The organism is Lysobacter antibioticus, from assembly GCF_001442535.1.
In the GTDB taxonomy this organism is placed as follows: domain Bacteria; phylum Pseudomonadota; class Gammaproteobacteria; order Xanthomonadales; family Xanthomonadaceae; genus Lysobacter; species Lysobacter antibioticus.
The window spans coordinates 3,925,461-3,938,225 of sequence record NZ_CP013141.1 but is presented as its reverse complement, the minus strand read 5'-3'; the positions used below and the strand labels follow the sequence as shown (position 1 = coordinate 3,938,225).

At 67.1% G+C, this 12,765-nt stretch carries 11 protein-coding genes; 5 read left to right on the top strand and 6 right to left on the bottom strand.

What is annotated here, in order from left to right; translation table 11 throughout:
• Positions 1 to 85 precede the first annotated feature (85 nt).
• Both GLA29479_RS15890 and GLA29479_RS15885 read left to right on the top strand, forming a co-directional pair.
• Entirely contained in the window at positions 86 to 2,401 is a 2,316-nt protein-coding gene (locus GLA29479_RS15890; protein WP_169795676.1) for a DUF1631 family protein, read from the top strand.
• Positions 2,402 to 2,599: 198 nt separating this feature from the next.
• Positions 2,600 to 3,718, top strand: coding sequence for an NAD(P) transhydrogenase subunit alpha (locus tag GLA29479_RS15885; RefSeq protein ID WP_057972151.1), 1,119 nt, complete (start codon positions 2,600 to 2,602; stop codon positions 3,716 to 3,718).
• A gap of 989 nt (positions 3,719 to 4,707) precedes the next feature.
• On the opposite strand, the gene GLA29479_RS15880 is transcribed toward GLA29479_RS15885, so the two are convergent.
• The 3 genes from GLA29479_RS15880 to GLA29479_RS15870 are packed head-to-tail and all read right to left on the bottom strand — an operon-like array spanning position 4,708 to position 6,190.
• Complete coding sequence (locus GLA29479_RS15880) at positions 4,708 to 5,202, bottom strand: DUF3106 domain-containing protein (protein WP_057972150.1); 495 nt, start codon at positions 5,200 to 5,202, stop codon at positions 4,708 to 4,710.
• Positions 5,203 to 5,207: 5 nt separating this feature from the next.
• On the bottom strand, positions 5,208 to 5,639 hold the full coding sequence (locus GLA29479_RS15875) for a hypothetical protein (protein ID WP_144436547.1): 432 nt from the start codon (positions 5,637 to 5,639) through the stop codon (positions 5,208 to 5,210).
• Positions 5,636 to 6,190: an RNA polymerase sigma factor gene (locus tag GLA29479_RS15870; protein WP_057973224.1), complete on the bottom strand. Its 555-nt coding sequence runs from the start codon at positions 6,188 to 6,190 to the stop codon at positions 5,636 to 5,638. The genes GLA29479_RS15875 and GLA29479_RS15870 overlap by 4 nt, the downstream gene beginning before the upstream one ends.
• 265 nt (positions 6,191 to 6,455) lie before the next feature.
• Between GLA29479_RS15870 and GLA29479_RS15865 the strand changes: the two genes are divergently transcribed.
• The 3 genes from GLA29479_RS15865 (at position 6,456) to GLA29479_RS15855 (ending at position 9,837) form a co-directional block, all read left to right on the top strand.
• Positions 6,456 to 6,761, top strand: a complete 306-nt coding sequence (locus GLA29479_RS15865; protein ID WP_031374252.1) for an NAD(P) transhydrogenase subunit alpha part 2 — start codon at positions 6,456 to 6,458, stop codon at positions 6,759 to 6,761.
• 127 nt (positions 6,762 to 6,888) lie between these two features.
• Positions 6,889 to 8,322, top strand: a complete 1,434-nt coding sequence (locus GLA29479_RS15860) for an NAD(P)(+) transhydrogenase (Re/Si-specific) subunit beta (RefSeq protein ID WP_057972148.1) — start codon at positions 6,889 to 6,891, stop codon at positions 8,320 to 8,322.
• Positions 8,323 to 8,751: 429 nt separating this feature from the next.
• Positions 8,752 to 9,837, top strand: a complete 1,086-nt coding sequence (locus GLA29479_RS15855) for an IS30 family transposase (RefSeq protein WP_082638210.1) — start codon at positions 8,752 to 8,754, stop codon at positions 9,835 to 9,837.
• Positions 9,838 to 10,557: 720 nt separating this feature from the next.
• On the opposite strand, the gene GLA29479_RS15850 is transcribed toward GLA29479_RS15855, so the two are convergent.
• The 3 genes from GLA29479_RS15850 to GLA29479_RS15840 form a co-directional block, all read right to left on the bottom strand.
• Positions 10,558 to 11,163, bottom strand: coding sequence for a cytochrome P460 family protein (locus tag GLA29479_RS15850; RefSeq protein WP_169795675.1), 606 nt, complete (start codon positions 11,161 to 11,163; stop codon positions 10,558 to 10,560).
• A complete protein-coding gene (locus GLA29479_RS15845; RefSeq protein WP_057972146.1) occupies positions 11,153 to 11,659 on the bottom strand; it encodes a hypothetical protein in 507 nt (168 codons plus the stop codon). The genes GLA29479_RS15850 and GLA29479_RS15845 overlap by 11 nt, the downstream gene beginning before the upstream one ends.
• A 107-nt stretch (positions 11,660 to 11,766) precedes the next feature.
• Positions 11,767 to 12,666, bottom strand: coding sequence for a helix-turn-helix domain-containing protein (locus GLA29479_RS15840; RefSeq protein WP_051885451.1), 900 nt, complete (start codon positions 12,664 to 12,666; stop codon positions 11,767 to 11,769).
• Positions 12,667 to 12,765: the final 99 nt, after the last annotated feature.

Sequence of the window (12,765 nt, the reverse complement as noted above, 5' to 3'; positions counted from 1 at the left end):
CATTAATGGACGCATCTTGGCACTATCCTGCAGAGGCAGTCGGAAACCGACGCGCTTGCGTCAAGCATCCAGGGGAACTTCGTTAGTGTCCGGTCATTTGCACGGCGTCGCTCAGACCACGCGCACCGACCCGTCGCGCGTGCTCGAAGAAATCAAACGACAGACGCTCGAGCAACTCGGGGGGCTGCCCGGCACCCTGTACGCGCCTATCGAAGAAGCCCTGAAGGCCGAGTCGCTGAAAGGCGACGGCCGCAATCACCAGTACGAAGACCAGGCCGCATTGTGGGTCCTGCGCCAGCAGCAGGCCAGTCATGTCATGGCGTTTCGGCAGCAGGTCGGGCTCGGTTTCGAGGCTTTCCGCTCGCCGGCCTCGGCGGTCGGCGGGCTGGGCGGTTCGCCGCTGCAACTGGTCGGCGAGCAGCAACTGGCTTTCGATCTCGACGGCGAACGCCTGACCGAATCGCTGGAACAACGCTATCTGCGCCCGTTGGAGATGCTGCAGGGCCGGCTCAAGATGCTGTCGGCCTCGATCGGCTCGCCGACCGGCATCAATCCTTTCGGCCCTTACCGGCTGGTCAAGGCCTTCATCTCGGTCTACGCCGAAACCCAGGTCACCGAGAGCCTGCGGCTCCGCCTGTTCCGCGAGTACGAGCACGAACTCGCGCGGCTGCTCGGCGACCTCTACGGCCGCATCAACAACTTGTTGGCGACCGCGGGTTACGGCGTCGGTCTGGGCGCGCCCGGCGCGCCGGTACGCGCGGCCGAAGAACGGCGCGAGCGCAACACGCTCGACGACGTATTCGACACCGTGCCTCATCGCGAGTCTTCGACGCCTATGCATGATTACAACGCCGCGATGGGCGGCTATGGCGGCGAAAGCCATGCCGCTCACGGTCATCCGAGCGGAGCGCGAGCGCCGAACTACGGCAGCCACGATCCGTCGCAGCCGGTCTCGCAGGCCGACGTCGCGGCGATGGCGAACGAACTGGCCGAACTGCGTTCGCAGCTGCACGCCTGGCGCGAAGGCCTGGTCAAGTCCGGCGGGCTGCCGCCCGCGCACATGCCGCAGCGCTCGATGGCGCCGCGGCGCGAGTTGCGCGTCGACGAAGTCGTCGGCATGGCCTCGTTGCTGCAGCCCGAGCCGCCGGACGCCTATGCCCGTGCGCTGGCGGTGTCCGGACGCCTGGGCGAGACCATCCGCGACCAGCTCTACGACGGCGCGCGCCGGCTCGGCTTCAATCCCGACCAGACCTGCTTCAGCGCCGAGGAAGACGATGCGATCGACCTGGTCGCCTTGTTGTTCGACTCGCTGTTCCGCAACCACGCCCTGCAGGACCGCGCGCGCCGCGTCTATGCGCGCCTGGTCATGCCTTATGTGAAGGTCGCGCTCACCGACAACGAAGTGTTCGTCAAACGCGAACATCCGGCGCGGCGCCTGCTCGATGCGATCACCGAAGCCTGCGAAGGCAACGACGGCGAGACGCCGCAGGACCGCGATCTGCTCGAGCGCGCCTCGTCGATTTCGCAGCGCATCGTCTCGGACTACAACGAAGACCTCGCGGTGTTCGAGTTGGCCCATGCCGAACTCGACGCCTTGCTGGCCCAGCACCGGCGCCGCATCGAATTGCAGGAACAGCGCGCGGCCAAGGCCACCTACGGCCGCGAGCGCCTCGGCGCGGCACGCGGCCAGGCCGATGCGGCGGTGCGCGAGCGCATCGGCGAAGCGCGCCTGACCCAGGCGGTCGCCGATTTCCTGGCCACGCCCTGGCGTCATCACATGGTCCAGGTGTTGTTGCGCGAGAACGAAGATCCCAAGCGCCGCGCGCAGGCGCTGGCGCTCGGCGATGCCCTGGTGATGGCGGACCGCCTCGCCGCCGAGAACCGCGGCCGCGAGTTGGCCGACCAGTTGCTCGCGCTGCAGCCGATCATCGTGCAGTGCCTGGCGAGTTCCGGCCTCGACGACAGCGCCGCCCAGCACGGCATGGCCGGCCTGGTGCGCGCCCTGGTGACGCCGGACAACGAACGTGCCGAGCATCCCTTGCCGAGCTCGGCCGAGGTCGAGGAAGACGTCGCCGAGGAACGCCGGCTCTATCTCGCCGCCGGCACCACCTCGGCCAATCACGACCCCTTGCTGGCCGAACGCATGCGCCAGCTCGAACCCGGCGATTGGTTGCGGCTTACCAACACCCAGGGCGAAACCATCGCGGTCAAGGTCGCCTGGAGCAGTCCGCTGACCTCGCGTTTCCTGCTGGTCAACCGCCGCGGCGTACGCACGCTGGTCGCTTCGGCGGAGGAGTTGGCGACGCTGGCCTCCGTCGGCCGTCTCGTGGTCGGCGCCGAACGCACCGCGTTCGACGAAGCCATGCGCCAAGTGCGCCGGCATCTGGACCGGGTGATCTGAGGCGGGCGGCCGTGCCGGCCGACCGTTGCGGCGTCTTTACCCCGACCCGCCGCAAGGCGGGTTTCGCATTCAGGCCTCGCCGAGCACATTCGATCCGAGCGTTCGATCCGGGCAATGGGTCCGCTTGCCGGGGCCATCGAGATCGCACGGCTGCCGGTCATTCCGCTACGATGCGGCGAACGGGGCACGGAGCGAAGCATGTCGGGCATTACGATTGGCGTTGCGAGCGAGACGGCGGTTGGCGAGAAGCGCGTGGCGCTGACGCCGGAGACCTGCAAGAAACTGGTCGCCCGAGGTGCGCGCGTGCGCATCGAGCGCGGCGCCGGACGTGCCGCCAGCTTCACCGACGAGGCCTATGTCCAGGCCGGTGCGGAACTGGCCGACGATGCCGCCGCGGCCCTGGGCCAGGCCGATGTCGTGTTGTGCGTGCAATCGCCCGATCCGGCCCGGCTGAGCGCCTTGCGCGAAGGCGCGGCCCTGGTCGGCCTGCTGGCGCCGCAGGCCGACGCCGCCCGCGGCGAGGCCATCGTCGCCCAGCGCCTGCAGGCCTTCCCGCTCGAACGCCTGCCGCGCACCACCCGCGCCCAGGCCATGGACGTGCTGAGCTCGCAGGCCGGCATGGCCGGCTACAAGGCGGTGTTGATCGCCGGCCAGCTGACGCCGCGCTTCTTCCCGATGCTGACCACCGCGGCCGGCACGATCCGCCCGTCGAAGGTGTTGATCGTCGGCGCCGGCGTCGCCGGACTGCAGGCGATCGCCACGGCCAAGCGCCTCGGGGCCCAGGTCGAAGGCTTCGACGTGCGCCCGGAAACGCGCGAGCAAATCGAATCGCTGGGCGGCAAGTTCCTCGATCTCGGCGTCAGCGCCGCGGGCGAGGGCGGTTATGCGCGCCAGCTCACCGAGGAGGAGCGCGCCGAACAGCAGCGCCGCCTCGGCGAGCATCTCAAGAACATCGACGTGATCGTCTGCACCGCGGCCGTGCCTGGGCGCCCGGCGCCGAAGATCGTCACTGCGGCGATGATCGCCGGCATGAAGCCGGGCAGTGTGCTGGTCGACCTGGCCGCCGAGACCGGCGGCAACTGCGAACTGACCCGGCCGGGCGAAACCATCGACGTCAACGGCGTCACCATCGCCGGTCCCCTGAACCTCGCCAGCAGCGGCGCGGTGCATGCCAGCGAGATGTACGCCCGCAACGTGTTCAATTTCGTCAGCCTGTTCGTCAACGACGGTGCGGTGACGTACGACTGGAACGACGAGTTGCTGGCGAAGACCGTATGGCCGGAGCGTCCGGCGGCTGCTGCACCTGCGGCGGCGTAAACCCTTCGACGGCGTTATCCATTCGCGGTCGCTCCTGTGTAGGAGCGGCGTGAGCCGCGACCGCGGGACGCGCAGAAGCCGCAACGCCGGTGTTGTTCATCGAAGCGGCGTGCCATCGCAGGGTAGGAGCGGCGCGAGCCGCGACCGCGCCGCAACAATCTTGCGCCGATGGTGGCGGTAGCCCGTCAGGGTAGGAGCGGCGCAAGCCGCGACCGCGGCGCGTCGGAGTTGCCTCGCTCCCATCAAGCAACATCTAAATAAAACGCCAAAAGCTTCCGCCACTAAAGCGGCGGGTTACTTTCTTTTGTCATAAGCAACAAAAGAAAGGTAACCAAAGAAAAGTGCTTTTCTTTGAATCAAGGGCCCGCACGAGCGATGCCAACGCAGGGATTTTTCATACGGGACATCCATGTCCCGATGAAAAACGGCGCGCATCCCTGCGCGCCGCCCTCCGGGTCTTCGATGGCCTTCGCGAGTGCTCAGCGACGCACAGCAACAGCTAAGGCTAAACCATGGCCGAGGACTTGACGTCGGCTACGAAATATCGTCACCGCCCACAGTTCGTGGTCGCGGCTCACGCCGCTCCTACAGGTGATCGCCCCCGTTGCCGTAAACAGCTTGGCGCAGTTTCGAGCTTGCGATGCGATCGTAGACCCGGAGGGCGCCGCACAGGACGTGCGGCGTTTTCCGATAAGACAAGGATGTCTTATCGGAAAATCCCGACGCGCGCTGCGTGCTCGCAGGGGGGCTTCGTCAAGGAAGGCCTTTTCTTTGGTTAGCTTTCTTTTGGGCCAGCAAAAGAAAGTAACCCGGTCGCGTCAGCGGACGGAAGCTTTGCTGTTGCTGTTGCTGTTGCTGTGGCTTCGCCGCGCTGCGGTCAGAAACGCCGCAATCGCCAGCTGCGCGGTCGCGGCTCGCGCCGCTCCTACCCAAGAGCGGCACGCCGTTGCCGTTAGCTTGGCGCAAAGAAGTCTCGGTGCGCCGCAAACTCAATCGCGCGGCGGACGCGGCCGGTCCGGCTTCGGCGGCGCCGGGTTGGCCTGGGCCCAGGCGCGGCGCTGTTCCGGGGTCATCGCGCGCCACTTGGCCATCAGGGCGCGCCGGCCCTCGTCGTCGAGGCCGTGCATCTTGGCGTACAGGGCGCGCATCTGGCCGCGATCCTCCGGGCTCATGTGCTCCCAGCGCTTCATGCCGCGGCGGGCGTTCTTGCGCTCTTCCGGGGTCATCTGCTGCCAGCGGCGGGCGTGCTCGAACATGCGCTGGCGCTCGTCGGGCGAGTTGTTCCAGCGGTCGCGCATCGGTGCGATCAGCTGTTCGCGCTGGGCCTGGGTCAGTTGTTCCCAGGCCGGCAACGGCGCGCTGGTGCGGCCGGCGGCCGGCGGATCGTCGGCGAAGGCCGGGGCGGCGGCGAGCAGGGCCAGGGCGATGAAGACCAGGCTGAGGCTGCGGCCCGTGAAGGTGCGGCTCGTGAGGGTGCGGCGCATGGCGCTTACTCCGAAGGATTCGGCAGGGCGTCGCCGTTGGACGCCAGCCACAGGTAAAGGTCGGGATTCTCGTCGAGCGCGGCGACCGCGGTGTCGGGGTCGTAAACCGCGTCGACCGCCGCCGCGCTGGCCACGGCCGGCGCCGATTCGGGCACGGCGGGCGCACCGCCGTTGCCGCCGACGAACTGCAGGCCCAGGGCCAGGGCGAACGCGGCCACGCCGCCGCTGGCCAGGGCCCAGCCGAGCACGCCGGAGCGGCGCACCGGCGCGGCCGCGGCCTCGCTGCGGATCGTGCGCAGGCGGGCGCGGGTCTGCGGGGTCACCTGATCGACGGCACGTGCGTGCAGGGCGCGCATGGCCTGATCGAAGCGCTGGTCGCGGTCCGCGGCGGGTTGAAGCTGAGGGCCCGGTCCGGGCCGTTCGTTCGGGGTCGTCATCGCCATTCCTCCAATTGCCGCTGCAGGGCTTCGCGCGCGCGCGACAGATGGGTTTTCACCGCGCCTTCGCTGCAACCCATCGCCCGCGCGGTCGTGGCGACGTCGAGTTCTTCCAGGATCCGCAGGCTGAAGGCCTCGCGTTGCCTGCGCGGCAGCTTGGTCAGCGCATCGCTCAGACGCGCATAGGCTTCGCGGCCGTCGTGGGTGCGCTGCGGGTCGGGGCCGTCGTCGGCCCAGTCCAGCGGCGCGTCGTCTTCGCGCGGGGCCGGTGCCAGCCAGCGCAGACGGAAGGTCCGCCGGCGTTGGATGTCGACGATCCGGCTGCGCAGGATGCTCCAGAACAGCGGGGTCCATTCCGACGCCGGGCGCTCGCGATAGGCCAGCATCTTCATCATCGCGTCCTGGACCGCGTCGAGCGCATCCTCGCGGTGGCGCAGGCCGAGCTCGGCGAAGCGGAACGCCCGCGTGCCCAGGCCGGCCAGGAAGGCCTCGATGGTCGCCGGCAGGCGTACGGCCGGCTCCGGCGGCCCGTCCTCGGGCAGCGGCGGCATGTCCTGGACCCGCGGATCGGCATCGATGCTCACGGTATCCAGCATACGGGCGCCTGGCGGTTGCAGCACCTGGACGGCTCCTTAGTGTGCTGCGGCCGGGCGGCGAGCGCGGCGGTCGGGTGGGGTCGGCATCGGGATTCCTGTGCGGTGGAATGTGCACCGGCTACGGAATCTGGCAACGCCCCGGCATCGGATCGGTTGACAACGCTGGCGCCGCATTCATGGCCGGTTATGATGCGGCAGACATCGCATGGGGAAAGAACGGATGAGCGACGGGTTCGTGGCGCTGTACATCTTCATGCTGGCGGGTATCGCCGGCCACGTAATCATCTCGCGGGTGCCGGTGATCCTGCACACACCGCTGATGTCGGGTTCCAACTTCATCCACGGCATCGTCCTGATCGGCGCGATCATCGTGCTGGGGCATGCCGAGACCACCCTGGAAAAAGCCATCGGCTTCGTCGCCGTGCTGCTCGGCGCCGGCAACGCCGCCGGCGGCTACGTGGTGACCGAACGCATGCTGGAGATGTTCAAGTCCAGCAAGAAGCCGGCCGGCAAGGGAGGCGCCTGATGGTCCTCGTCATTCCGGCCGGGCCGCAGCGCCGGCCGTCGCCGCTGTCTTCCTCGTCGCCGGGCACACGCTGCCGGGTCGGGGCCTGCCGTTCCGGCAATGGTGGTTTCATGAAGCGGGCGGTCCGATGAACCTGATGCTGATCCTGGTCAAGTGCAGTTACCTGGTTGCCGCAACCCTGTTCCTGCTGGGCCTGCAACGCATGGCCTCGCCGGTCACCGCGCGCAGCGGCATCCGCTGGGCCGGTGCGGGCATGGTCATCGCGACCGTGGCGACCTTCTTCCAGCCCGACCTGCACAACATGGGGCTGATCCTGCTGGCGGTCGGCATCGGCACGGCGCTGGCCTGGGTCTCGGGCAAGAAGGTCGCGATCACCGACATGCCGCAGATGGTCGCCTTGTACAACGGCATGGGCGGCGGTTCGGCGGCGGCGATCGGCGCGGTCGAGCTGTTGCGCCTGTCGGCGCGGCTGCCGGCCGACCCCTTGCAGGCGCAGATCGAGCGCGGCGTCATCGACATGCAGACGCCGAACATCGCCCTGGTGCTGGCGGTGGTCGGCGCGGCGATCGGCGCGGTGTCGCTGTCGGGTTCGGTGATCGCCTGGGCCAAGCTCGACGGGCGCCTGGACCGGCGTGTGGTGTTCCCCGGCCAGCAGATTTTCAATGGGCTGATCGCGTTGGCGATGGTGGTGTTCGGCATCGCCGCGGTCATGACCCTCAACGTGCCGGTGATCATCGCCTTCTTCGTGCTGGCCTTGCTGCTCGGCGTGCTGATGACGTTGCCGATCGGCGGCGCCGACATGCCGGTGGTGATCTCGCTGTACAACGCCTTCACCGGCCTAGCCGTGGCCTTCGAGGGCTATGTGCTCGGCAACGAAGCGCTGATCATCGCCGGCACCATGGTCGGCGCGGCCGGCATGCTGCTGACGCGCCTGATGGCCAAGGCGATGAATCGCCCGATCAGCGGCGTGCTGTTCTCCAATTTCGGCGGCGGTGGCCAGGCGCAGGAAATCAGCGGCACCCAGAAGCCGATCGAAGCCGGCGACGTCGCCGCGATGATGGCCTTCGCCGAACGCGTGGTGATCGTGCCGGGCTATGGCCTGGCGGTGGCGCAGGCGCAGCACAAGATCTGGGAGCTGACCCAGAAGCTGACCGAGCGCGGGGTCAAGGTGAAATTCGCGATCCACCCGGTCGCCGGGCGCATGCCGGGCCATATGAACGTGTTGCTTGCCGAAGCCGGCGTGCCCTACGACATGATCGCCGACATGGACGACATCAACCCCGAGTTCGCCAACACCGACGTATCGCTGGTGATCGGCGCCAACGACGTGGTCAACCCGGTCGCCAAGACCGACCCGTCCTCGCCGATCTACGGCATGCCGATTCTTGACGTGGTCAATTCCAAGAACACCATCGTGATCAAGCGAGGCAAGGGTACGGGTTTTGCGGGCATCGAGAACGCGTTGTTCTACGCCGACAACACCCGCATGTTGTACGGCGACGGTGCGGAAATGGCCAGCGCGCTGGTCTCGGAGCTGAAGGCGCTCGACGGCGGGCATTGAGCCCGCCGGTTCGGGGAGTGTCGGGGCCCAGCACGACGCTCGCGGTTTCCGGCTGGAGCCAAGGGTAGGAGCGGCGGGAGCCGCGACGGGTACTCGCAATCTCGCTTCGTCGCTTCGCATGGCCTCATGTAGGGGCGACGTCCTACTGGATTTCCTTCGGTCATAAGTCGCGACCGCGGGACGCATGAAGGCAGCAAGGCTGGTGCCATGTATCGAAGCGGCGTGGCGTCGCAGGGGTAGGAGCGGCGCAAGCCGCGACCGCGCCGTTTCGGTTTCGCGACGCATCGCTCAAGCAAGGTCAGGATCAGAATCAAACGCTAAGAGCTTCCGCCACTAAAGCGGCGGGTAACTTTCTTTTGTCTAAAGCAACAAAAGAAAGTAACTGCACTGTCTAACCTCAAGCGCATCACCCACCCTTGAGGTCAGCGCATGGGAACCCAGTACAGCCACTTCAGCGCCGAAGAACGCGGTGTGCTCATGGCCATGAAGCAGCATGGCCATAGCGGCCGCGCTATCGCCCGAATGTTGGGGCGTGCCGATAGCAGCGTGTCGCGCGAATTGGCCCGCAATGGGGTGCGTACGCCGGGGCCCACCCCGGCGCTGGGTCGACCCCGGCGAGGCTATGATGCGGTTCGTGCTGGCGAACGGGCGCGGCGCTTGCGCCGTCGAGCGCGACGCGAGCGCAAGCTGAGCGCCGACAGTGCCTTGTGGCTGGAGGTGCAGCGGCGACTGGCACGTTATTGGTCGCCACGTCAGATCAGCCAGGGACTGCGCGAAGAATATCCTGACCGACCGGAGTGGCGGGTGTCGCACGAGACCATCTATACGGCGATTTATGCCATGCCCCGTGGCCCCATTCGGCGGGAGCTGACTCGTTTACTGAAGCAGCAGCGCGCTGCCCGCCATTCGTCCGCACGGGGCCCGGAGCGGCGCGGTCGGATGCTGGATGTGCAGAGTATTCACCTGCGTCCGCCCGCCGCCACCGAACGCCTGGTGCCCGGCCACTGGGAAGGCGATTTCCTGGTCGGCGCACGCAACGCTTCGGCGATCGGCGTGCTGGTGGACCGCAAGACCCTGTTCACGGTGCTGGCGCGGATGCGTGGTTGCACGGCCGCTGACGCGCTGGAGGGATTCAGCCGGGTGCTGCGTCGTTTGCCGCTATCGGCGAGGCAGACGCTGACCTACGACCAGGGCAAGGAGATGGCGCTGCATCGGGTATTGACCCAGCGCACCAACGTATCGGTCTACTTCGCTGACCCAAGCAGTCCTTGGCAGCGCGGCATCTGCGAGAACACCAACGGTCTGCTCCGGCAATATTTTCCGAAGGGCACCGATCTGTCGGGCTACACGCAACGGCAATTGGATCGAATCGCTCATGAGTTCAACACGCGGCCACGGGCGTCGTTGGGCTATCAATTCCCGGCGGTGGTGTTCTTGCGTGAGCTGGGCATGCCTGAGTTAGCCGCGAAGGTTCGTCAGAGTGTTTTCGACTCGTTTGCTGCACTTAGACGTTGACAGTGCAAACCAAAGAAAAATGCTTTTGTTTTGAATCACAGGCCCGCACGAGCGGTGCATGCGCGGTGATTTTTCATACGGGACATCCCTGTCCCGATGAAAAACGGCGCGCATCCCTGCGCGCCGCCCTCCGGGTCTTCGATTGCCTTCGCTAGTACGAAACGGCGCACAGCAACGATAACAGCAGTGCGGCTTCGGGGTAGGAGCGGCGCGAGCCGCGACCGCATTCGTTTAGCGGCCATCGTTGGCCGGGATAGGCGCCTATGTCTCAATAGCGTTGCTGTTGCTGTTGCTGTTGCTGTTGCCGTGAAGAGCTTGGCGCAGCGACGAACTCGCGAGAATGCCTGGAGACCCGGAGGGCGGCGCACAGGACGTGTGCCGTTTTCCGATAAGACAGGGACGTCTTATCGGAAAATCCCGGCGCCAGCTGCGTGCTCGCAGGGGGGCTTCGTCAAGGAAGGCCTTTTCTTTGGTTAGCTTTGACCGAAGGGAATCCAGACGGACTTTTGGGCCAGCAAAAGAAAGTAACCCGGCCGCGTCAGCGGACGGAAGCTTTGCTCTTGCCTGAAGCTTCTAGAGAAGCAAGATCAAACGCCAAAAGCTTCCGCCACTAAAATGGTGGGTTACTTTCTTTAGCGCCAACGGAGGGTGGCAGGCAGCACAGGGTTGAACTGCGCGGCAGCCGGTTTCGATGTGCGCAGCGAATCCAGGGCACCTCTGTCAGTCTTGCTGCGCCGGCGCAGGCTCCAGCCCCGAATCCTCGCGCCAGCGGCTGAACACCTGGTCGTTCTGCTTCTGGCTGGCATGGCAGGCGGCGCAGCCGTCGCGTTGGACTGGGCGCAGTCGGTCTTGACGCTCGCCGGCGGCGAATTCGGCGTAGCCCCAGCCGCCGGTTGCGGCGAAGCGCGTGTCGTCCTTGACCATCACGTCGATGTGCCGGCGCGGTCCCTGGTCGATGGTGGCATCGCCTTTGTCGGTGGCCTCGAACAAGTCGTAGACCAGCACCGAACCATCGGGAAAACGCCCACTGCGGTAGCCCTCGAGCGCAGTAGCGTTGGCGTAGATGTGGTGCAGCCCGCCGAAACGTGCGTAGGCGGCATGGCCGGGGTTGATCAGGCCGCTCTTGATGTGGGTCCAGCGCGAGTAGCCCACCGGAAAGAGCAGCGTCTGCGTGTCGGAAGCCGCTGTCGCCGTCGCGGCTTTGGCGGCATTGCGCGGGCCGGTCTCGGCGAATCCGCCGGCGGCCAGCACGCCGCTCGCCACGACCAACGCGACGGCGGCGATCGAGAGTGCCGCGAGGTTCGGACGCCAGGCTTCAGCGGCCACGTGCGGTGCCGCCGGGTCGCAAGGCATGGCCCACGCACCAGGCGATCGGCCAGGCCACGAAGCAGACGTGCACCAGGATGCTCAGCACGATCCACAGCACGTCCTTCGGAATGCCGCCGCCACCGGCGCGCGACAGCGGCACGACGATGAAATTCATCGCCACGAACAGCCACAGGCCGTAAAGGGTCGCCGACAACCACGGCCGCCGCAGCATCCAGGTCAACTTGGTCGCCGCATAGGCGTAGACCGCGGCCATGATCAGGGCGATCAGATAGTGCAGGGCGAGCCCGAGCGCGGCGGTCGAAGCGCCGCCGGCCAGCGCCGCTTCGCGCCCGATCAGGCCGGACGCAACGCTGTGCAGGATGCGTTGCGCCGGCACGCCGGCGGTGATGCCCCAATAGCTGATGGCGTAGGCGATATCGAGCGTCGCTGCGATCAGGCCGCCGATCACGGTCCATAGCGGCAGCGATCGCGCACTGCGGTTGGCATAGGTCATTGCAGAGGTCCTGGAGAAGAGCCGCGAGGAAGTGCAGCGAAGCGGTGCGGTGAAGCGTAGCGAGAGGTGCGGTGCAACATCGAAGCCGCTGCGCCGCGTGGCGCGTTTCAGGCGGCGCAGGTGGCCGCGCGCACGAGCTGCCGGTCGAGGCGCCGTGCCTGAGTTGCGGTGAGGCCGAACGAATTCTTGAACGCGCGGCAGAACGCGCTCTGGCTCTCGAAACCCAGGGCCTCGGTGATCTCGCACACCGGCATGCGGGTTTCGCGGACCATGCGCCAGGCGCGATCCGAACGCAGGCGCGAGGCGAATTCGGTCGGCGTCTCGTCGAACACCTCGCGGTAGATCCGGATCAAGTGGCAGGGCGAGTAGTTGGCGCTGCGCGCAAGCCGGTTGAGGTCGAGGCGGATCTCCGGATGGCGGCGAATCAAATGCTGCACGCGCAACAGTCTCAGCAAGGTCTGCTGGCGTCGACGCTGGGTGCGGCCGCTGCAACGCGGCAACCGTGTCTGCAGATCGCGTTGCTGATCGATCAACAAGGCGCACAGAGTCCGCAACAGGGCGTCGCCGTTGTCGCCCAGCGCGCCCAGTGCGGTCGGTTGAGCGGCCAGCCGCGCCAGTCGCACCATCAACCGTTGCGCATCGCGCGGCGCCGGGCCTTCCCAGGGGAACAGTTCCTCGCTGGTATTGTCGGCGCTGGTCTGCAGATAGCCGCGCCAGGCGGTGTCCGGGCCGCACAGGCACAGCCACCAGCACGGCAGGCGCGCGCTGGTGCGCAGACGGCCGTCGCGCCAGATCTGCAGGTGGCCGGGCTCCAGCTCCCACATGCTGTCGGCGGCTTCCAGGCGCAGCGGTCCGCGCAGCGGCAGCCACAGCGACAGCCAGCCGGCCGGCAGGTCGAGCTGGACGGCGCGTCCGGAGGCCCGGACCAGGTGCAGGGTCGGCCGTGCGGCCGACTGCGAAAGATCGAGATGCTCGGCGAAATGAATCCGGTGATGTTGCAAGTTCATGCGACCCTCGTCCGGGAGGCGTGGCGGGCAGGCGCCACGTTCGTTGGCTCCTAAGCTAGCCATCCTGGGCCGTCATCTGGAGGGCCAATAATCCCGGCC